We start from the raw sequence: 20,731 nt of genomic DNA, 5'->3' as shown, positions 1-20,731 counted from the left end.
CGAGGGTGAAAATCACGCAGACGGCAAAGAAGGCGTAGCGGCTCAGGAGTGACAGGCTCATACGGTTTCCTTGGTTCGGACTCAATGGTTACCCATGGCGCGCAGACTGGCTTGCTCTTGTGGCGAGGCGTTTCAGGCGTTCTGCGCCTGGAGAAAAATCGAAAACAGCTCCGACTGGGATTTGATCCCCAGCTTGCTGTACATGTGTTTCTTATGGACTTTCACGGTTTCTACGGAGATTTCCAGCTTACGGGCGATTTCTTTACTGGAGCAACCGCTGAGCATCAAACGCCCCACATCCAGTTCCCGGGCCGTCAGTTGCGCGCCCTTGAGTTGCTGCACCGACGCCTCCAGCTGCACGCGCCAGTCGGCCGGCGCAGGCGCGGCAGCCAGCGCCACGGTTTCGTTGATCTCGTAAGGCAGGCGCTGGCGCAACAAACCCAGCACCCACGGCTGAATCAACGACAGCACGGCAATCTGTTCGCCAGTGAAACGTTTTTCACTGCCCAGCGACAGGCACAGCGTGCGTTCGCCTTCGAGCTGGCAATTGAACTGGATTTCGTCGGCGACCACATTCAGACGAAAGTATCGCTGGTAATACTCGGTCAGCTCGAAATGCTCCGGCGCCACCTCCGACAGGCGGTACAGGCCGGTGCGCGACTGCTCGCGGCAGGCGATGTAGAACGGGTCGAGCAGGTACAACCCGCGCAGATAATCCTGGAACAGCTGGTCGGGGCTGCCGTCCTCGCCGGGGCATTCGGCGAAGACCTGCGGGTGCTGATCAGCGCTGAACAGCAGCGCCACCCAGCTATCGAACGCCACGTACTGATCGAGCAGGCGCACCAGTTGCGCCCAGAAATTCGGCTTGTCGAGCGCGTCGATCAATTGGCCGACGGCGCGGTGCCAGGTGATGTCATCAAACGAAACGGACATGAACTACCCCTATCGGGTTACCCCGGCCGCGTGATTCCCTGGCCGGTTGCTTGCTGCGCATACTGGCCCACAGACAGCCACCGGGCAATCTTTCGGCGCCCGCTGCTCATCACAAGGAATTCTCATGAAAGTCGAACTCGCCCAATTGGCGGGCCGTGACAATGGCACCGCGTACAACCTCGAACGCGCCCTCGCGGCGATTGCGGCGTGCGCGGCCGACACGCAACTGATCGTGTTCCCGGAAACCCACCTGATGGGCTTCCCGACGGCCGAGACCGTGGCGCAGATCGCCGAGCCGGTGGACGGCCCGACCGTCAGCGCGGTGCTGGCCGCCGCCCGCGAGCGCAACATCGCCGTGGTCATTGGCATGGCCGAGCACGACAACGGTCGCTTCTACAACACCACGCTGTTGATCACCCCCGACGGCATCGCCCTGAAATACCGCAAGACCCACCTCTGGGCTTCGGATCGCGGCGTGTTCGAGGCGGGCGACCGCTATGCCACGTGCCTGTGGAACGGGGTGCGGGTCGGCTTGTTGATCTGCTACGACATCGAATTCCCCGAGTCCGCACGCGCCCTGGCGCAACTGGGCGCCGAGTTGCTGATCGTGACCAACGGCAACATGGACCCGTACGCCCCGACCCACCGCACCGCAATCACCGCCCGCGCCCAGGAGAATCAGGCGTTCGCGCTGATGGTCAACCGCGTCGAGGCCGGGGATGACGGGCTGATGTTCGCCGGCGGCAGTGCGCTGGTCGATCCGCTGGGGACGTTGCTGTTCGAGGCGGGGCGTGAAGAAGGAACGTTCAGCGTCGAGCTGGACTTCGCTCGACTGGAGATTGCGCGCAAGGATTACCGCTATCTGGATGACCAGCGCTTGAAGCTGCCGGGGGAGGTGCTGGAGCGCAGCGATGGTGTTCGCGAATTGTTGATTCCACATCATTGATCGATGCCCTCACCCTAACCCTCTCCCAGGGGGAGAGGGGACTGACCGAGTTGATTGTTCGAGATACACCGACCTGAAGGACCCAGTCGAACTCAGGATTTGAAACTGCGAATTCGAGTCGAACTCAGGATTTGAAATCCATGGAGATTGTCTCCCTTTCCCCCCTCTACCCCCTGGGGGAGAGGGCTGGGGTGAGGGGCAAGGGATTTCAAATCGAACATAAAAACTCAGCAACACCCGAACAACAAAAAGAACCGAAACATTCGCCGAACTCGGCTCTGCCATAAATCCAATAAAATTCGGAGTAAGTCGCTCATGGCTCGTTTGCAACGCACCCTGTCATTAGGGTCGGTGGTGCTGTTCGGCATCGCCTACATGACGCCGATCATTGTCCTCGGCACGTTCGGCATCCTCGCGCAATCCACCGCCGGCATGGTGCCGGCCGCGTATCTGGCGGCACTGGTGGCGATGTTCTTCACCGCCCTGAGCTACGGACGCATGGCCGCCGCGTTCCCGGTCGCCGGTTCCGCCTACAGCTACGTGCGCAAGGCGATCAGCCCCAAGCTCGGCTTCATCGCCGGTTGGGCGGTGCTGCTCGATTACCTGTTTCTGCCGATGGCGATCTGGCTGATCGGCGCCGCGTACCTGGCGTCGGCGTTCCCGTCGATTCCGCAGTGGATCTGGGTGCTGGCGTTCATCGGCATCACCAGCGCGATCAACGTCATCGGCCTGAAACTGGCCAACGGCATCAACGCCTTGCTGATGCTGGTGCAATTTTTGGTGCTGATCGCCTTCGTTGCCCTTTGCGTGCACTACGTCGGCGGCGATGCGAGTACGCCGTTGTGGTCGATCAAACCGTTTTTCAACGGCGACATGCAGATGCCGCTGATCATGAGCGGCGCGGCCATCGCCTGTTATTCGTTTCTCGGTTTCGACGCCGTCAGCACGCTGACCGAAGAAACCCGCGACCCACGCCGCACCATTCCACGCGCAATCATGTTGATCACCCTGATCGGCGGGCTGATCTTCGTCGGCGTGTCGTACTTCGTGCAGATCGCGCACCCGTCGCTGCAGTTCGCCAGCGTCGACTCGGCGGCCTATGAAATCGCGCGCAATATCGGCGGCGACCTGTTCGTCTCGATCTTCCTCATCGGCCTGATCGTCGGCCAGTTCGCCTCGGGGCTGTCCGCCCAGGCCAGCGGTTCGCGCCTGCTGTTTGCGATGGGCCGCGACGGCGTGTTGCCCAAGTCGTTCTTCGGCACCCTGCATGCGCGCTTCGGCACGCCGGTCAACAGCATCCTGCTGTGTGCGGTGGTGGCGTTGCTGGCCCTGAAACTCGACGTGACCACCTCGACCTCGTTCATCAACTTTGGCGCGTTCCTGGCGTTCAGCCTGGTCAACCTGTCGGTGATTTTTCACTACTGGATCGGTGGTGAGAAAAAGGGCCTGCGCGAGCTCGTGCTGTTCCTGGTCTTCCCGTTGATCGGGCTGGTCGCGGATTTGTGGCTGATGGTCAGCCTGGATCACCTGGCGGTGTATCTGGGCCTGAGCTGGCTGGCGATTGGCGTGGTGTATCTGGCGGTGCTCACTGGCGGGTTTCGGCGGCAGCCGCCGGAGATGGATTTTCAGGAAGCGACGTAAGATCGCCAACCGTGGCTTTGCTCGGTAACGGCAAGCATGTGATGCTTGCCGTTTTTGCGCCAAAGGCTTGTCTTGCATGTCGACTTTTTCCGCTCCACCTTCCGGCCTCATCCACATCGCCGCCGCGCTGTTGCTCAACGCCAAAGGCCAGACCCTGCTGGTGCGCAAGCGCGGCACCGCGGCGTTCATGCAACCGGGCGGCAAGATCGAAGCGCATGAGTTGCCGGTACACGCGCTGGCCCGGGAGCTGGAGGAAGAGCTGGGCCTGCAGATCGATCCGACGCAGGCGTCTTTTCTCGGCCAGTTCTCGGCACCGGCGGCCAACGAGCCGGGGTGTGTCGTTCAGGCCGAAATCTTTCAGCTGACCATCGACGCCGATGTCACGCCGGCCGCCGAAATCGAGGAAGTGCTCTGGGTCGATCCGGCCATTGATCCTGCTGTGGTTCTGGCGCCATTGACACGTGACCTGATCCTGCCGTTTTATCGCAACTCGCTCACCGCGCTTGTCTGATCATTCACGCAAAGGACATTGCCATGATCCCGCTTCAAGACTTGCTGATCTTCGCCGCCGCTGCGTTGTTGATGGTACTGACGCCGGGGCCGAACATGATTTACCTGATCTCGCGTTCGATCTGTCAGGGACGCAAGGCGGGGGTGACGTCGTTGCTTGGTGTGGTGAGTGGATTCTTTGTGCACATGTTCGCTGCGGCGGCGGGTTTGACTGCAGTGTTTGTGGCGGTGCCGCTGGCTTATGAAGTGCTCAAGTGGGCTGGTGCGTTGTACCTGCTGTGGCTGGCCTGGCAAGCGCTGAAACCCGGCGCGCGCTCGCCGTTCGAAGCGCAGCAATTGCCGCCGGACTCGTCACGCAAACTGATCACCATGGGCTTTCTCACCAGTGCGCTGAACCCGAAGATTGCGGTGTTCTACCTCTCGGTGTTTCCGCAATTCATCACCCCGGAACACGGTTCGGTGTTCACCCAGAGCATCATCCTCGGCCTGACCCAGATCAGCGTCAGTTTCAGCGTCAATCTGCTGATCGCGTTGTTTGCGGCAGGCATCGCCTCGTGGTTCGTGCGCAACCCGACGTGGCTGGCCATCCAGCGCTACTTCATGGGCCTGGTGCTCGGTGGCCTGGCGGTGCGGCTGATGCTTGAACAACGCCGGACGGCCTGAGCATGTGGATCGAACGGCTGGATGCCAGCCACGCCCTGGCTTACCGCGAGCTGATGCTTGAGGCCTACGACCGCCATCCGCAGGCGTTCACCTCCAGCGTGCGTGAACGCGCGGTGATGCCGTTGAGCTGGTGGGAAGCGCGCCTGACCAGCAAGCTCGATGTGGTGCTGGGGGCATTCGAGGCGGGCACCTTGGCCGGCATTGTCGGCCTGGCATTCGAACCCCGTGAGAAGGCGCGCCACAAGGCCACGCTGTTCGGCATGTACGTGTCGGCGGATTTTCGTCAGCACGGCCTGGGTCATGAACTGGTGCAAGCCGTACTGGCCGAAGCGCAGAAGCATCCGGCGCTGAAAGTCATCCAGCTCACCGTCACCGCCGGCAACGATGCCGCATTCAACCTGTATCAGCGCTGCGGCTTCATCCAGTTCGGCCTTGAGCCGCTGGCGGTGCGGGTCGGCGAAGACTACTTCGACAAGATCCACATGTGGCGCCAGCTCTGACTTCACGCTGACCCCACATGGGCAGGTGTGTTTCAGGCTGGGGGATCGAGGTTGTCGAGCACCCGGTTCACCGCCAGTTCCCCGAGCATCACCACCTGCTGAATGCCGAGCAACGTGTTGCGATACGGCGTGTCCAGCAACCCGGCGAAATCGCTGAGCATCACGCTGGCCGAGGCCAGCGACTCACAGGCGTGGACCAGCAGGCTTTCGTTATCGGCGCCGGGGGCGACGTGGAACAGTGTGCTGGGGTTGCGGTTGAGGTCTGGCGGCGTGGGCGGTTTGAGGTAATGGTCGAGGGCGCGGTCGGCGGCTTCGTGGAGCTTTCTGGAATCGATGGATGCATAAGGGGAGACCGGGTCTGAATCCGGCGGGTTGGGCGTGACCTTGAACATGGCGAATCTCCGTAAAGGCTGAGCCGCCACAACTCATCGCTAAACAAGTAAAGGTGGCGGCTGTACGCAGGTTAGCGATCCGGGTTACGGAAACCCCGGGTAGACCCGAAGGTCTCCCACGCACAGCCACCATGACGTCAATCGCAGACAAGACACGACCGCAACGGGACTTGGGCATCGTAGAGGGGACCGGATCGCTAAACCCGATCGCTGAATGAGTCAGCGACCGATCCACGATAGAGAGCAGGCCACAGGTGCACAAGCCGGCGGATTCTGGCGTAGCCGTAGGCAACGGCGCAAGGTTGTGTAGCCTGCGAGAGTGTCTGGAGGTGTTGCTTAAACAGCGCTGTTTAAGAGCCAAAGATCGCAGCGTCAGCGAACGGCGCTGACCCCGTCCAGGGTCGAGAACGACGTGTCCTTGGCCGTGAGCAGGAAGTCGCGCATGTACGGCGCATCGAGCATGTCCGCACGAATCGCCGCGTACAGCGTGGCAAACAGACCTTTCTCGCCCAGCCGCTTGGCCTTCACATAGCCGCGCGAGCTGTATTCATGCAGCGCCCAGTGCGGCATGCCGCACACGCCACGGCCGCTGGCGACCAGTTGCATCATCATCACCGACAGTTCCGAGGTGCGCACTTGCGCCGGTTCGATGTCGGCCGGTTCGAGGAAGCGGGTGAAGATGTCCAGCCGATCGCGTTCCACCGGGTAGGTGATCAGGGTTTCGGTCAGCAGGTCTTCGGGGACGATGTACGGTTTGCTCGCCAGCGGGTGCTGGTTGGCGACGGCAAGCATCGCTTCGTAAGTGAACAGCGGCACGTACGTGATGCCGACGATGTCCAGCGGATCGGAGGTCACCACCAGGTCCAGATCGCCCCGGGCCAGTGCCGGCAGTGGGGCGAAGGCGAAGCCCGAGGCCAGGTCGAGTTCGACCTCAGGCCAGGCGTCGCGGAACTGGTCGATGGTCGGCATCAGCCACTGGAAGCAGCTGTGGCACTCGATCGCCATGTGCAGGCGCCCGGCGGTTCCACCGGCCAGTCGGCTGATGTCGCGTTCGGCGGCGCGCAGCAGCGGCAAGGTCGCATCGGCCAGTTGCAGCAGGCGCAAACCGGCGCTGGTGAAGCGCACCGGTTTGGTCTTGCGCACGAACAACGGCATGCCCATGCGCTCCTCCAGCTCCTTGAACTGGTGGGACAGCGCCGACTGGGTCAGGTGCAGGCGGTCGGCGGCGTCCACCAGGCTGTCGGCTTCACGCAGGGCGTGCAGGGTTTTCAGATGACGAATTTCAAGCACGGCTGGCCCCATGAGGAAAATTTGTGATTAAAGCGAATGTGGTGAGTTTGTCTCATGTTGTGGGCGCTGTCGATCCACAAAAAAACAGCGGAGCACAAGGGTGTGCTCCGCCGTGTCTGGCTTACAGCGCTGAAAACAGGCGGTTGCCCAGCGGTTTGCCGATGTCACCGCGCCAGATCGCTTCAACCTGAGCGCCGCCGGCCGCTTGCGCCTGCTGCCACTGCAGACCGAGGTTGCGTTGCTGCGGCAACTTCAAGTGGGCTTTGACGAAGTCCTCGAACGGCACCTTGTCCGAGGTGTAGTGGAAGTGCGCGTACCACAAGGTGCGTGGCGGATTGCTGCTGAGGTCGCGCACTTCGTATTCCTGCAGGAAGTCCTTGCGCCCGTCGGGACGCTTACCCAATGCGCGCAGGCCACCTTCTTTGCGGATGTCGACCACCTGTTGCTGTATCAGGTAGTCCAGATAGCCTTCAGTCGGGGTGTGGCTGCGCATCGATTGCTCGATGCGCAGTGTCCGGCCGGCGCTGCGCAGTTCCTGAGCCTGGGCATTCAATTGCAGCACCAGTGATTCGTCGGGTGACAAACGTTCGATGGAGTCCGCCCGGGTACTGAGTTCCAGCGCCTCACTGCTCAACACATGTTCCAGGTCCACGGGCAGCATGTCCTGCCGGGCGTAGCCCATGACTTTGTTGCTGTAGGCCGCAACACTGGCGAGGCGTTTGCGCGCTTCCTTGAGCAGTGATTGAACATCGGTCGGCGCGGCGGACGCCGTGACGGTCGGTTCGGTCTGCAGGAGGTATTTGCCGCTCGAACGCGGCAGCCAGGTTTCCCGATAGCCGTCGAGACCTTCGACGGTGAAGCGTCGTTGTCGGGTGACGGCATCGATGGTCTGGGTGCCGATCAGCAATTGATTGTCTTCGGTTTCGAACAGTTGCCTGTTGCCGCTCGCTTTGGGTTTGATCGGCTGGCGACTCTTGATGGCCTGTCGTGCATGGGCTTCGATCTTGCTTAGCCCGTCGAGAAACGGCGTGACCTGTTCCAGGTCCAGATGCTGCGGATAGCCAATGCGCCAGGCATTCAACTGGCGACGGAACCCGGCGTAGGTCTCAAGGCACTCTTCGAGTACGCGATTGCGTTGCGCCGCGCTGGCCTGAACCTCGGGCAGATAATGCTGGGTCAGCAGTGTGCGACCGACCTTGGTTCGGGCCTTCTTCATCTGCACCTGAAAGTAGGTCCAGGATAAATCATCGACGGCATCGTAGTGGGTGATGAGCTCCAGAATGTGGGTGGTTTTCAGATAGTCGTAGGTGGCCTCGCCAAGGTGCTGATTAAGCGCGGCCACGTTCTCGGCCATCTTCGCCCTCTGGCTCCGGTTGGTGATGCGGGCATTCCACCGGTTGGCTTCTTCGGTGCACGCGCGCAGGTGATCGAACTCTTTCAGGAACTGCTTGCGCACCGCTTTTCGGCGGGTGACCAGTTGCAGATGCGGCGCGGTCTCGGTAAACGGAATGGCGTCGGACTGTGCGACCAGTTCGTCAATCGTGCTCAGATAGTCCAGCAGCCTGGCCCGGGACACATTGAGACGCTGGATGGTGCGGTCGGTGGCGACCCACGCGCAGCGGCTCTGAAAGTCTTCGATCTGTACGCGTCGCCTGCCGTGGCTCATGGGCAGCAGTTCGGCGAGATTGTGATACACGGCTTCGGCGGTATCGATGTCGTTGATGCACGCCGCATCGACCTTGGCTTGCAGCGGTTTGCGCTCGGCGACGGTCAGGCCCTGGTACTGCTCCAGCAGCTGGTTGGAGTTTCGGGTCTGGGTATCCAGGCGCCGGGTGCTGGCGTCGATGCTGTGGGTCAGGGTCAGTTGGCGGCGCAGTTGTCGATCAACCCACCAGCGCGGCAACAATGCCCGAATGGCGGCAGGCCACAGTGGGTCGAGGCCGTCGGCCACGTGCCCGAGTACCGCGCCGCCGCCGACACCGCCGCCGGCGATCGTTGTGCCGTAGACCGCGTAGTGACTGTTCCAGTGGCCCGCTTCATCCAGTGCGACAGGTTGCTTGTAGGTGCGCGTGCGGGTGCCGCTCAGGCGCCATTGCGGCGGGTTCTGGCTCAGTTCGACGCGGTAGATGCGCCCGTGGCTGAGGATGAAGTCGCCGTCGGCATGGCGATAGACCTGACGATAAATGCCTTCGCTGCCCGGCTGCAGGCCGGCGAGGGAGATCGGCCGTTCATACTCGTAACCCTGAAAGCGCTCCAGTGAGTATCGCGCCCGGCGTTGTGTCGCGGCGACCAGGCTGGCAGGGCGTTTGCCCAGTGTCTTCAACTGGCGCAGGCGGGTCAGCGAACGGACGCTGCCGGCAGCGCTGGTGCCGGGCAGCGTGTCCATGGCCGCATCGATCAGCGACAGCAGCACCGCTTCGACTTCGGCCAGGCCATGTCCGACCTCGCCCCGCAGAAAGGCCGCCACCGCCATGTTCGCGCTGTTCCAGGCGTCGTACAGGGCAATGGCGCTGCCGACGAAGGGCAGCATGCCAAGGGCCATTTTCAGGTAGTTGAAGAGTGCTCCGCATTTCAATGCGACGCCCTCCAGGTACAACGCGTCGTTGGAGCGCGAGGTGTCGCGATGCGCCTTGAGCAATCGTCCCATGTGCACATTGAGCAGGTGCGCGGCCAGCGACGTGCTGGCCGGCCAGGCCTGACCCGTGCCAATGATCGCGTCGAAGTTTTTCAGCAGCGCCTGATTGATCCGGCTGACATGCCGGTCAAAGTCGCCCGTGACGGCCCGTCCGGCCAGATACGCGGGCATGGCAGTTTTCAGGCACAGGTTGTACAGCGCCTTGCGCGCCGCTTCGAGGCTGTCGAACTGGCGCAGAAATACCCCGTCAGGGCTGTCGGGCAGGTACAGCAGCGTCTGCCCGCTGATCTGTTCTTCGATGAAGGTAATGCCCGCCAGTGTGCTGGGCCCTTGCGCGTGCGTGTCGTCGCCGCCTGCGCTCAAGTGCGCCGGCAGCAACACGATGCGCCGGCCGTTGGCGGTGTAGGCCGCGCGACTGTCGGCATCGATGGCGATGTCGAGGATTTGCTGGCCATCAGCGTTGATCTCACCTTGTAACCGCGCGAACTCGCCTTGCAGTTTGAGCATCAGCCGCAAGGGTTCGCTCAGGCACTCACGGCGATATTGATGGTTGAAGGCCGATTCCCCCGGCGGGCCGAGAAACGTCTCACGGATCAGTGTTTCGTATTGGCCGGCCAGATCCTGCTCGGTCACGAGTGTGCGCAGCCACGGCTGGGTGATTGCCGCCTTGACGGTGCGACATTCCGTGGCGACTGCACCGCTGACCTCGACCTGCATGAACGACAGGCGCCACCACATCGACTGATCGATGTTGCCTTGCAGCAGATCGGCGAGCGCCAGCTTGCTGCGTTGTGCACTGGCGATCAGCCTGTTGCGCTGCGGCGTCCCGGGTGCCGGGGCGGCGATGAGTTCTTTGCGCCAGGATGTGCTGTCGGGAATGTCCAGCATCACCTCAACGTTGGCGCTCAGGTCGAAGGCCTTTTGCAGATAAGCGAAGATCGCCCGGCGACTGAAGGTGTCGCGCGGTGGCAGTTCGCGCTCGACTAACCGGTGGGATTGCTTGATTGCCTTGATGTAGGCGCTGAGCAGGGACTTGAGCGATTGGCGTCGCTCCTGTGGCAGCGCGCTCAACCACGACGGCAGCCGCTTGGCCAATACCGCGCTGTGGTTCTGTTCGACGAGGTGCGAATACGTCAGGTCCCGGGAGGGGGCCGCCGGTACCGTGAGGCGAGCAAGTGCCTGTTCGCGCAGCGCCTGCAGGGCCGACTGGCGTTGCGCCGCACGCGCGGGAAGGGAATTGGCGCTGAGGATCTGCCCGGCTTCCTGAACGCAGGCGTAGAGCTGCATTTGCAAGGCGTACTCGAACGGATCGCCGCTCAGCGCCAGCAACTGCAGCGCCTGGGTTTTATCGTTGGCCTGAACCTTGAACAGCGTCGCCTCCAGCGCCTGCCGCGAGTCGAATCGCTGCAGGCCACCGAAGCGCCCGGGCCAGTACAGCAGCAGGCTCTGTCGGGAGGCGGGCGACAATACCGAGGGGTGGCTGAACAACAGGACGCCGTCCAGTTCCTCGGTTTGCCGGCGATGGGGATCGCCCTCGGTGTCGTTCGCTGCCAGGACCAGTCGCGCCACCACGACCGTGTCCGGGCGGGGTTGAGCCGGTGCATCCAGAACGGATTCGAGCCATTGATGCTCTTCAGGGCTGATCTGGTTCAGGGTCAATTGCAATTGGGCTTCGGCGCGCAAACCGCTCAGCCGTGCCTGATGAAGCGCGGTGTATGGCGGGTGGGTCTTATGGCGCAGTTCAAGCATCTGCAAGTCGCTAGCGGGGTTGAGCAACTGCGTGGCGGCCGTATGGCTGGCCTGTTCGGCAGCCTCGAGCGCATCGAGCTGTTGTTTCAAGCGTTGCAGACGCGGGTCGCTGCCGTCACCTTGAAAGTCGCTGCCGAGCAGGTTTTCCAGTGCGCTCTGTTGCAGGCTCAGGGCCTTGAGGCGTTGGCCCAGTGGAATGTCGGGACTGAGCTGGTAGAACGGCGCGAGAGGGTCTTGCCCGTCGACGGCCGGCTGTTCCGGGGGCGACGAGAGCACGGTTTCGCGACGTTGCCGGTCTGCTGCCAGGCGCTTGAACTGCATCAGCAGCGCCTCGGCGCCTTTCGTCAATGCCGGGGCTTCGAGCGCACTGTATTCAACGCGGATGGCCGTGGTTTCCAGGCGCTGCTGACCGAGCAATTGTGGCTGCTGTTCAATCAGCCATTCCTGCAACTTCTGCCGCTCGGGAAAGCTGATCCAGGCCAAGGTGGACGACGGCAGGTACAGCCAGTGCGTAGCCGGATCGCTGCTCAGGGTGATGAGCAACGCACCGGACAGCTCGACCGTCAGCTGATTCGCGTCTTTGAGCCGCAGTTGCTGGACCGACACGCTGGCAGTCGTCTGCACGGTCGGGTCGATCAGCGTCTGCAGCGCTTTGAGTTGTTCGCCGTTCAATAGGCCGTCGGCGAGTGCCCATAGGCTCGACACTTCGAAATGCTGGCGATACAGGCTGATGGCGTGGGCCTTGCGGCTCACCCGGGTGCCGCGTGCCCGAGCATTCCACCACGGCTCATCGAGCATGGAGGGCGGATCCTGGGCCATGAGCTCAAGCCACTGATCGTGGCAATCGCGCCAGCGCGCGGTGGCGCTCAACAGCAGGTTCAGATCCTGATCGGCGGATAGCGAGGAGGCGAGGCCGAAGTCGCTCGGTCGCTGCGAGAGTTGGTCGAACATGAAAGTGGCTCTCCAAGAGCGTGAAGGCCGGGCAAACCGGCGTTCGCGCCATTAGAGGTCAGGGGTGGCAGGAGCTGGTGGTACATAGTTATCGCGTTGCTTTTTGTACGGTGCTGACGACCGCTCGGCAAACTTCATCAAACTGTCACGCAACTGTGGCAGCGCGCTTGAACAAACTTCATCAGACTCGCGCTCTACTGGGGTTCTGCGTTTCGGTGTTTTTCATGATCAAGGGATTTTTTTCGCTCGCGGCTGTTTTGGTCGCGTTTTTATTCGGTGCGCCATCGCTCGCGGCCGCGCGTTGTGACGTGAATGTGCCGACCGAGCATGTCGATCTGCAACAAGTGAGCATTGCCTACCAGAGCATCGGCCGTGCATCGGATCCGGCACTGTTGCTGGTCATGGGCCTGGGTGGGCAGTTGATTCACTGGCCGGACGAAGTGGTGGTTGCGCTGTGTCAGCAAGGCTTTCGGGTGATCCGCTATGACAACCGTGATGTTGGCTTGTCGACCTGGCGCCAGGCGCCGGCCGAGGCCAACCTGACGTTTGAAGTGCTGCGCTACAAGCTCGGCTTGCCTGTATCGGCCCCGTATTCGCTGACCGACATGGCCGACGATGCGCTGGGCCTGATGGACGCGCTGCACATCGACCAGTTCCACGTACTGGGCGCAAGCATGGGCGGAATGATCGCCCAGCATCTGGCGGCGATGGCGCCACAACGGGTGGAGAGCCTGACGCTGATCATGACCAGCTCCGGCGCCGAAGGCTTGCCAGCGCCGAGCGCGGCACTGGTGCAACTGCTGGCGCGCCGCGGTGCACCGAATCGCGAAGTGGCACTGGAACAACAGGCTGACCTGCTGGCGGCGCTCGGCAGCCCGGCCGTGACCGATGACCGACAGGCGTTGCTGCATCAGGCGGCGATTGCTTACGACCGCGCGTTCAATCCAGAAGGCGTGAAGCGCCAGATCATGGCGATTCTGGCCGAGCCGAGCCGGGTGGCCTTGCTCAATCAATTGCGCGTGCCAACGCTGGTGGTGCACGGCACGGCCGATCCGCTGTTGCCGGTGATGCACGGCGTGCACCTGGCGGCGCATATCCGTGGCAGTCAGTTGAAGCTGATCCCGGGGCTGGCCCATCGTTTTCAGGAAGCGTTCAAGGCGCCGTTGCTGGCGGCGGTGTTGCCGTATCTGCAGCAGCACCGTGAAGACACCTCGCACTGGGCGCAGATCGAGCCGGTGGCAGGGGCGAACGTGCTGTGATTTTTCCATCGCCGATGGCATTGCTCAAGCCAGCTGCGCAGTCCCTTTTGCAGAGGCTGCGCAGTCTGGCGCGGCGGTGATGGGCTAAGCGTTGGTCAGTTGTCTGACGGTCAGGTTATGCAGGAAAAAGTCATTGCCGATATCACCCGGTTGAAGGTTGTGAACGTGGAACACAGCGGATCGGTCAGTCGCGGTAAACACCCCTCGCAGGAGGATCCAGTCAGAGAACTTGGGAATTTCTCTGTGAGGTGTTTCGAGCATGTAGCTGACCCCCAGGGATAACGACGGATTGACGTCATAGCTGTTGACCGCGGTGTTGTAGACGCCACACAGGAATTCATACTGCGCGCCAATCACCAGGTCGAATCGTTTGCTGAGGATGATGCCCCAGTTCTTGATTTTGAGCGGCGTGTTAATCCAGAACAGCAGGTTGGGTGGCGTACCGACCAGTTTGTAGCTCTGGCCACCTTCACCGAGTGCCCAGCCATTGAAGTTGCCGTTGTAGAAATTGGTCACTTCATAGAAATCCTTTTGAACGGTCACGTTCCACACCGGGGAGACCTGTTTGCCGTCGGCCGTCTGCGCCGTCAGGCTGTGCTGACCTTCGCCGATCGAGACGTCGGCTCTCCAGATCCCGTCGACATCGACGTCAACCGTCCTTAAAAACACCTGACCGTTGAACAGACGAACTTTTGAGTAGGGGGTCGCGCTACCCACCAGGCTGGGCATGGTGGCATCACACGTGCCGCCGTTTCTGACCTGGCCGGTGATGCCTCCCTGGTTATCGATCAGTTGGGTAATCTCCGGGAGGGCCAGCATTTCGGTCTTGATGGTCAGTTCACGCATCGGGAAGAACGTATCGGCGCCGCCCTTGTCGCTGAAGTTAGCCACCGACAGGCCGAACACTTGCGTGCCGTCCTTGAACAGTTTGAGTTGCGCGCGAGCGATCACGCCGCTCAGTCCACTACGGATGTGGTTGGCCGTGATGACCTCGTCAAACAGGCTGATGACGTGTTCGCTGCCGTCCTCCTGCTGACCGCTCAGGGCCACGCGCATGCGGGTGCCGACGGCGATGAACAGCCACGGCACCAGCGTCCAGTGCGCATCGCCCTGGAAGTTGTTGAGGTTGAGCACTTTGTGGTCAGGCGCCTCGGTAATGCTCATGCGCGGATAGTTGATCTCCGGGTTGGCAATGGGCGTGACTTCATAGCGGGCAACGCTGGAGGTTTGATCCTGAATGCCTTCCTGCGTCACCTGATACCGGAACGACATATAGGTACCGATGTTGGCCGCAATGGCGGTCAGCGGCAGGTCAAACAACAGCGTCCCGCTGGTGCTGCCCGGCATGCTGGCCAGCGCCGGACTGCCAAAGCCGTCGCGGCCATTGGCGAACAGGGTCACGCGGTGCGCGGTGTCCATCCCGATGTAACGGACACGAACCGTCGCATTTTTCACGGTGTTGAGCGGATCGACCCGATTGCCCGGCGAGGCTTGGATCAACTCCGGTGCCGGCAGCACAAGCGCCTTGGCGCCGATGCGCAAATTCAGTTCCGGCGCGGTCAGCGGCAGCTCGCGAGGGCGCTCGATGTACCAATCAACACTGATGACACGATTGAGTAGCGACTGGATCAGCTCCAGGGCCAGGCGGAACTCGATGTTCTTGCCGAGATTGCCGGCGCTGATGGGCAATGAATCGGCGTACACCAGGCGATCTTGCGGGTCGAGGTTATTGCCCAGTCGCCAGACCTCCAGATGCACGGTGTCGCCGACTCGCGTGTGGGCGGCGGCAGGACAAATGGCCGGCGCGCCGAACGGGATGTCCTTGGGGTCGAGTATGCCCATTGAACTGGTGTCGACTTCGACCACCGCCAGAATGTCTTGGGTACGGCCGATGCGGAATTGACTGGTAAACGACAGCAGCGGTTGAGCATGGCCGTCACCGGTGACCAGGTAGTGCATGGCGATGTCGCCTCCCTGGAAACTGCTGAAGTGCGTCGTCTCGATATCGAATGGCACCACGATACCGACGCCAGGAATGTCCATCGACCTGGTGACCTCACGCTTGTAGGTCTGCAAGCGAGTCGTGCCGCCCGCGCTGGTGCTCAGGCAGGTGAAGGTCACTGTATCGCCGACGGCGATGCCCTCGATACCGGGGCCGGCGTAGCTCGTCGTGCGTTCGAGTGCAGCGGCAAATACGCCGCCTCGGGCTTGCGGCGCAGTGGGCGCAGGGGCGCGATATTGTTCGCCGATCAGCCGTGGCGAGTAGGGATACGACGGTGTGCGCACCTCACTGCCCGCGACGATCCGGATGCGCTGATAACTCAGGGTGATTGTCGTCGGGGCCAGCCTTTTCACCAGTGCGTAAGGCACCTTGAACTCCACGACGCCAGCCTTGTAGTCCAGAGGGCCGAAGACTTCACGGTACCCGCTCCGGGAGTCCAGAAGGGTCAGCTCTACCTTGTCACCGGGACTGGCGTCCGCACGCCGCGCCAGCACGTCAACCTTCATGTCAACGCCGCCGAGGTCGTCAATCTTCAGCACGTCATCTTGGGTCAAGGGGACCGTGGGGGCTTCCAGATAAGAGGTATCGGGGTCGAGGATGCCCTCGCCGATCTTCGATGTCAGGCTGATGTTATGCACCTGGTCGGTGATCCGGTAACTCACCAGCAGTGGGTCGGCATGTCCGATCAGCCTGAGCGTCGCGGGATCGACCGTCAGCACGATGTCCTTGCCGATCTCTTCAGGCTTGATGACGTAGTTGACGATTTGACTGGCAATCGTCAACTCGATCTGGTCGCCCCGGGTCATGACTCGCCAGAACGGAATGACGAAGTCGACCCCGGCTTCGATCATGTCCTTGTCGATCAGCGCTGGAAAACCGGGAGCTTCCAGAGGCTGCCGCTCGCGGCTGGTGCCGGTGGGGTCAAGGCTGTCAGGAAAGGTCGGTTTGAACCACACGGTGATTCTGTCTGAAGGCTCGGACGTCGAGCCGCTGACCCGTTCGATGGTGTACCACATCGAGTGGATACCGGGTCTGTCGATAGCTTCGCGGGGAATGATCCCGACGATGTTTTGGTTGTCGTGATCGACGGGCACGATCAGCGTCTTGATCAGCGTGCCGGGCTCGTCGGGATCAGGGCTTTCACCCGGCGCAAGGCGTTTGCCCAGGTACAGGCGCACGGTGTCAGACGCAGCCATCAGTAGATAGGACGGAATCAGTACATACCATCCGAGCCCCGTCCCGGCCGTTTCATCGGCGCCGACGCCAAACAGTGCCTGAGGATAATCAACCGGGTGCCAGCCCGGTATCAGAATGGGAAACAGCTTGAATATCCCGTTTTCAGCAAACAATCCGGCTGCTTTGATCTCAACAAACGGATCGACCCGTTGTTGCGGGCTTTCTACTTGAAGCGCGTCCAGTTGTTCCGGGGTGTAGATGAACAGGGCAGTCATGGCGTTCTCCGAGTCGGCTGATGTGCGCAAAACCGCCGGGGCACTGCGCGTCCCAGCCGATTGAGCGGCAAAAAGCCGGCGGGCACCACTGTCAGAACTAACAGGTAGAAGGCTTTTCTGGACGAACGGTAGGCTTGTTCCACTCCTGCAAACTGGCTGCCACCTGCGCTACCTGGCGGTGTATGGTGCAAACTTTCCCGCACGATTTCCGCCCGCGAGGTGTGTGATGAGTTCCGCTTTGAAAATCGATTTTGTCAGCGACGTGTCTTGCCCGTGGTGCGTCGTCGGTCTGTACGGCCTGCTGCAGGCGCTGGAGATTCTGCGCGATGAAGTTCAGGCCGAGATTCATTTCCAGCCGTTCGAACTGAACCCGAAAATGGCCCCCGAGGGGCAGAACATCACCGAGCACATCGGCGAGAAATACGGCTCGACCCCGGAGCAGTCGCAGAAGAACCGCGAGGCGATCCGCGCCCGTGGCGCCGACGTCGGGTTTGCCTTTCGCACCGATGGCAACAGCCGCATCTACAACACCTTCGATGCTCACCGCTTGCTGCATTGGGCCGGGCTTGAGGGTTTGCAATTGCCGTTGAAAGAAGCGCTGTTCAAGGCGTATTTCACGGACGGCGGCAACCCTTCCGATCACGCGCAACTGACGCAGATTGCCGAAAGCGTCGGTCTCGACCGCCAGCGCGCGGCGGCGATTCTGGCCTCCGACGAGTTTGCCGATGCAGTGCGCGAAGAAGAACAAATCTGGCTGCAACGCGGCGTGAGTTCCGTGCCGACCGTGGTGTTCAACGGTCAGTACGCGGTCACGGGCGGGCAACCGGTGGACACCTTTGTCGGGGCGATCCGGCAGATCATGAGTGAAGCTCGCGGCGGCACGGTCAGCTGAAGCCCTGGCCTCAACGTACGATCTTGTCGACGTGGATCCCGAGCTTCTTCAGGCGATACCAGAAGCTGCGCTCGGAGATCCCGATCAACTGCGCCGCGGCAGCCTGCACGCCGTTGCTCTGCTGCAGGGCGGCGAGAATGTAAGCCTTCTCGACTTCTGCCAGCGCCGCGTCGAGGTCCGCCGGCACGCCGTTGATGTCGCTCAGCGGGCCGCTGCTGTCAGACGCTTGCGCAGCGAACAGATACGCCGGCAGATCGTGCTCCTCGATGATGTTGGCGGACGCGACGATGGTCGCGCGCTCGACGCAGTTCTGCAGTTCGCGAATGTTGCCCGGCCATGAATAGCGGGTCATGGCCTGCAAGGCCTGCGCGCTGAAACCACTGATGCGTTTGCCGGCAGCGGCGCCCAGTGTGTGGGCGAAATGCCGGGCCAGCGGTGCGATGTCTTCGACCCGTTCGCGCAGCGCCGGCAGTGGAATGGGGAACACGTTGAGGCGGTAGTAGAGGTCTTCGCGAAACTCTTTGTTCGCCACCGCTTGCAGCAGGTCTTTATTGGTGGCGGCGATCACCCGCACATCGACTTTGCGCTCCTTGGTATCGCCCACCGGCTCGATCACCCGCTCCTGCAGGGCGCGGAGGATTTTCGCCTGCAGCGCCAGCGGCATCTCGCCGATCTCATCGAGAAACAGCGTGCCTTTGTCGGCCTGCTGAAAGCGCCCGATGCGATCGGCCACGGCGCCGGTGAATGCGCCTTTGCGGTGGCCGAACATCTCGCTTTCCAGCAGCCCTTCGGGAATCGCCGCGCAGTTCACCGCGACAAACGGTTTGTCGGCGCGATTGCCATGTTTGTGAATGGCCCGGGCGACCATTTCCTTGCCGGTGCCGCTCTCGCCGCTGAGCAGCACGGTGGCGGTGCTTTCGCGGACCGAGTCCACCGCTTGCAGCACGCTGCGGAAGCTCGGGCTGTCGCCGATCAGGCTGTCGATCTGCTGATGTTCGTCGAGTTCGGCGCGCATGCGCTGGTTGTCTTTGAGGATGTCGCGAAACTGCAGGGCCTTGCTGACGGTGATGTCCAGTTCGTCGATGTCGAACGGCTTGGCAATGTAATCGAACGCGCCATTGCGCATCGATTCCACGGCGTTTTTCACCGTGCTGTAGGCGGTCATGACAATCACCGGCATCTGCGGAAAGCGGGTTTTCACTTCCGCCAACAACTGCGGACCGCCCATGCCGGGCATGCGCCAGTCGCTGATGAGCAGGTCGATGTCTTCGCTCTCCAGCACCTTGAGCGCGTGCAGGCCATTGCCGGCGGTGAACACGGTGACGCCGTTCTGACCAAGGGCCGAGGCCAGCAGGTCGCAGAGTTTCGGTTCGTCGTCCACCACCAGAATGTTATGCGTCATCGTCAGTCTCGTCGAAGTCTTCGCCATTGGCCGGAATGTACAGGCTGAACGTGGCGCCGGCATCTTTTTCACTGACGCACTCCACGCGTCCGTTGTGGTTTTCCATGACCGAAAACACTTTCGCCAGGCCCAGGCCGGTGCCCGAGGCCTTGGTGGTGACGAACGGGGTGAAGATGCGCTCGAGCATGTCGGCTTCTATCCCCTGGCCGGTGTCCGCGACGCTGATGATGGTGTAGTGCGCGTCGTTGGCGATGCTCAGGGTCAGGCGACCGCCATCGGGCATGGCGTCGATGGCGTTGACGATCAGGTTCAGGCCGGCCTGTTTGAGTTGCTTGATATCGGCGTAGATCGTTGCGCCGGGCGCCTGGTCGTCGATGTGCAGATCAATCTTGTGGCTGGCCAGTTCCGGCTCGCAGAACCCGGCCAGTTCATCCACCAGTGCCCGTGCTGACTGGGTGGCGCGGATCGGCGCACTGGGTTTGGCGAAATCGAGGAACTCGGTGATCAGATCGTTGATCCGGCTGACTTCCTTGACCACGTATTCCAGATGGCGCCGGTCGGTCTCCGGCAGATCGGCACGCCGGTGCAGCAGTTGGGTGGCGGTCTTGATGATGCCCAGCGGATTGCGGATTTCATGGGCCAGGCCCATGGCAACTTCGCCCAGCGCATGCAGGCGGTCGCGGCGACGCAGTTGCGACTCCAGATGCTGCAACTCCTCCAGACGCTGGCTCATGTGATTGAAGGTGCTGCTCAGTTCGGCCAGTTCGTCGCCGCCGTACACGCTCAGACGCTGATGATAATCGCCGGCGATCACCGCTTGTACGCCCCGGGCCAGACCGCGCAGGGGCTTGGTCAGGCGTTGCGAGACCAGCCAGCCGACCGCCAGCGAGGCTGCCGAGCTGAGCAGGAAAATCAGGATGAACAGGTTGCTCTGATTGACCAGACCGACGAGGCTGGTGTGGCGCAGCAGCCCACTGAAAATCACCCCTTGCAGCTGGCTGTTCTCGTTGAAGATCGGCCGGTAGATGCCGCTGTAGTTATTGGTGAACTGTTCGTACGGGCCTTTGGTTTTGCGCAGGATCTGCTCGATGTCTTCCGGCACTTGCAGGGGATGATCCTGGAAACGCTGGGTGGAGAAAATCTCCGAGAAATCATCGCCCTTGGCCAGGTACAGGCGCAGGTCCAGCGAATGCACATCGGCAACGCTGGTCAGGAAGCTGTTGTCCAGATAAGTGCCGACGATCATTTTGTAGTCGACGCCGTCCTGAGCGGTTTCGAACGTCGAGATCACCGTGCCGGTGGCCACGCCGCCCACTTGCAGGGTTTGCAGCACCGCCTTCGGTGCGGTGCTGATCTGGCTGACGATATCGTCGGCGGCGGTGCTGAACACCACTTTTTGATCGCTGTTGCGGATCAGCGCCACGACGTCGATGCCCATCGAGTCGGCGATGTCGGCGGTCAGTTTGTCTTGGCGGGCGGAATGGCGGTCGACGGGCGGGCGGGTGTGGCGCATGA

At 61.8% G+C, this 20,731-nt stretch carries 14 protein-coding genes; 7 read left to right on the top strand and 7 right to left on the bottom strand.

The genetic code is table 11. The annotated features are described in order from the left end of the window. Positions 1-132: 132 nt before the first annotated feature. A complete protein-coding gene (locus tag J5M57_RS16255; RefSeq protein ID WP_064589031.1) occupies positions 133-933 on the bottom strand; it encodes a LuxR C-terminal-related transcriptional regulator in 801 nt (266 codons plus the stop codon). 124 nt (positions 934-1,057) lie between these two features. On the opposite strand from J5M57_RS16255, the gene J5M57_RS16250 reads away from it, so the two are divergent. The 5 genes from J5M57_RS16250 to J5M57_RS16230 all read left to right on the top strand — a co-directional run bounded on the left by J5M57_RS16250 (position 1,058) and on the right by J5M57_RS16230 (position 5,193). Then, a complete protein-coding gene (locus tag J5M57_RS16250; RefSeq protein ID WP_169842351.1) occupies positions 1,058-1,879 on the top strand; it encodes a carbon-nitrogen hydrolase family protein in 822 nt (273 codons plus the stop codon). 315 nt (positions 1,880-2,194) lie between these two features. Next, complete coding sequence (locus J5M57_RS16245) at positions 2,195-3,520, top strand: APC family permease (RefSeq protein WP_083368020.1); 1,326 nt, start codon at positions 2,195-2,197, stop codon at positions 3,518-3,520. A gap of 76 nt (positions 3,521-3,596) precedes the next feature. Then, positions 3,597-4,031, top strand: a complete 435-nt coding sequence (locus J5M57_RS16240; RefSeq protein ID WP_207847926.1) for an NUDIX domain-containing protein — start codon at positions 3,597-3,599, stop codon at positions 4,029-4,031. 23 nt (positions 4,032-4,054) lie between these two features. Continuing rightward, positions 4,055-4,693 (top strand): LysE family translocator, encoded by a 639-nt coding sequence (locus J5M57_RS16235; protein ID WP_207847927.1) that lies wholly within the window; start codon positions 4,055-4,057, stop codon positions 4,691-4,693. A gap of 2 nt (positions 4,694-4,695) precedes the next feature. Further along, positions 4,696-5,193 carry a GNAT family N-acetyltransferase gene (locus tag J5M57_RS16230; RefSeq protein WP_207847928.1) on the top strand — a complete coding sequence of 166 codons (498 nt, stop codon included), beginning with the start codon at positions 4,696-4,698 and terminating at the stop codon, positions 5,191-5,193. Positions 5,194-5,225: 32 nt separating this feature from the next. Here the strand turns inward: J5M57_RS16230 and J5M57_RS16225 are convergent, their stop codons facing one another. From J5M57_RS16225 to J5M57_RS16215, 3 genes are all read right to left on the bottom strand, one after another. Next, positions 5,226-5,585, bottom strand: a complete 360-nt coding sequence (locus J5M57_RS16225; RefSeq protein ID WP_083368023.1) for a DUF6124 family protein — start codon at positions 5,583-5,585, stop codon at positions 5,226-5,228. Between the two features lie 372 nt (positions 5,586-5,957). After that, positions 5,958-6,875, bottom strand: a complete 918-nt coding sequence (metR, locus tag J5M57_RS16220) for a transcriptional regulator MetR (protein WP_064590075.1) — start codon at positions 6,873-6,875, stop codon at positions 5,958-5,960. 121 nt (positions 6,876-6,996) lie between these two features. Further along, complete coding sequence (locus J5M57_RS16215) at positions 6,997-12,210, bottom strand: DUF6543 domain-containing protein (protein ID WP_207847929.1); 5,214 nt, start codon at positions 12,208-12,210, stop codon at positions 6,997-6,999. 224 nt (positions 12,211-12,434) lie between these two features. Between J5M57_RS16215 and J5M57_RS16210 the strand changes: the two genes are divergently transcribed. Next, a complete protein-coding gene (locus J5M57_RS16210; protein WP_207847930.1) occupies positions 12,435-13,469 on the top strand; it encodes an alpha/beta hydrolase in 1,035 nt (344 codons plus the stop codon). Positions 13,470-13,553: 84 nt separating this feature from the next. On the opposite strand, the gene J5M57_RS16205 is transcribed toward J5M57_RS16210, so the two are convergent. After that, the gene (locus J5M57_RS16205) at positions 13,554-16,922 is read right to left on the bottom strand and encodes a hypothetical protein (protein WP_207847931.1); all 3,369 of its coding nucleotides are present in this window, start codon (positions 16,920-16,922) and stop codon (positions 13,554-13,556) included. A gap of 226 nt (positions 16,923-17,148) precedes the next feature. On the opposite strand from J5M57_RS16205, the gene J5M57_RS16200 reads away from it, so the two are divergent. Then, positions 17,149-17,814, top strand: coding sequence for a DsbA family oxidoreductase (locus J5M57_RS16200; protein WP_207847932.1), 666 nt, complete (start codon positions 17,149-17,151; stop codon positions 17,812-17,814). A gap of 10 nt (positions 17,815-17,824) precedes the next feature. Here J5M57_RS16200 and J5M57_RS16195 read toward each other — a convergent pair whose 3' ends face one another. Both J5M57_RS16195 and J5M57_RS16190 read right to left on the bottom strand, forming a co-directional pair. Beyond that, positions 17,825-19,216, bottom strand: a complete 1,392-nt coding sequence (locus J5M57_RS16195) for a sigma-54 dependent transcriptional regulator (RefSeq protein ID WP_207847933.1) — start codon at positions 19,214-19,216, stop codon at positions 17,825-17,827. Continuing rightward, positions 19,206-20,731, bottom strand: a 1,526-nt coding sequence (locus tag J5M57_RS16190; RefSeq protein ID WP_207871976.1) for a HAMP domain-containing sensor histidine kinase, incomplete at its 5' end; no start/stop codon positions are given. The genes J5M57_RS16195 and J5M57_RS16190, both read right to left, overlap by 11 nt.

It is taken from the genome of Pseudomonas sp. 86_A (genome assembly GCF_017491705.1).
Classification (GTDB): domain Bacteria; phylum Pseudomonadota; class Gammaproteobacteria; order Pseudomonadales; family Pseudomonadaceae; genus Aquipseudomonas; species Aquipseudomonas koreensis.
The sequence above is the reverse complement of the archived record's forward strand: the minus strand, read 5'-3'. Positions and strand labels throughout refer to the sequence as shown.

What these genes read in the sequence shown, in the direction of transcription:
- J5M57_RS16245 (WP_083368020.1), top strand. Translation starts at nt 2,195, where the DNA reads ATGGCTCGTTTGCAACGCACCCTGTCATTAGGGTCGGTGGTGCTGTTC.
- J5M57_RS16205 (WP_207847931.1), bottom strand. Translation starts at nt 16,922, where the DNA reads ATGACTGCCCTGTTCATCTACACCCCGGAACAACTGGACGCGCTTCAA.
- J5M57_RS16230 (WP_207847928.1), top strand. Translation starts at nt 4,696, where the DNA reads ATGTGGATCGAACGGCTGGATGCCAGCCACGCCCTGGCTTACCGCGAG.
- J5M57_RS16210 (WP_207847930.1), top strand. Translation starts at nt 12,435, where the DNA reads ATGATCAAGGGATTTTTTTCGCTCGCGGCTGTTTTGGTCGCGTTTTTA.
- J5M57_RS16255 (WP_064589031.1), bottom strand. Translation starts at nt 933, where the DNA reads ATGTCCGTTTCGTTTGATGACATCACCTGGCACCGCGCCGTCGGCCAA.
- J5M57_RS16195 (WP_207847933.1), bottom strand. Translation starts at nt 19,216, where the DNA reads ATGACGCATAACATTCTGGTGGTGGACGACGAACCGAAACTCTGCGAC.
- J5M57_RS16215 (WP_207847929.1), bottom strand. Translation starts at nt 12,210, where the DNA reads ATGTTCGACCAACTCTCGCAGCGACCGAGCGACTTCGGCCTCGCCTCC.
- J5M57_RS16225 (WP_083368023.1), bottom strand. Translation starts at nt 5,585, where the DNA reads ATGTTCAAGGTCACGCCCAACCCGCCGGATTCAGACCCGGTCTCCCCT.
- J5M57_RS16250 (WP_169842351.1), top strand. Translation starts at nt 1,058, where the DNA reads ATGAAAGTCGAACTCGCCCAATTGGCGGGCCGTGACAATGGCACCGCG.
- J5M57_RS16235 (WP_207847927.1), top strand. Translation starts at nt 4,055, where the DNA reads ATGATCCCGCTTCAAGACTTGCTGATCTTCGCCGCCGCTGCGTTGTTG.
- J5M57_RS16200 (WP_207847932.1), top strand. Translation starts at nt 17,149, where the DNA reads ATGAGTTCCGCTTTGAAAATCGATTTTGTCAGCGACGTGTCTTGCCCG.
- J5M57_RS16240 (WP_207847926.1), top strand. Translation starts at nt 3,597, where the DNA reads ATGTCGACTTTTTCCGCTCCACCTTCCGGCCTCATCCACATCGCCGCC.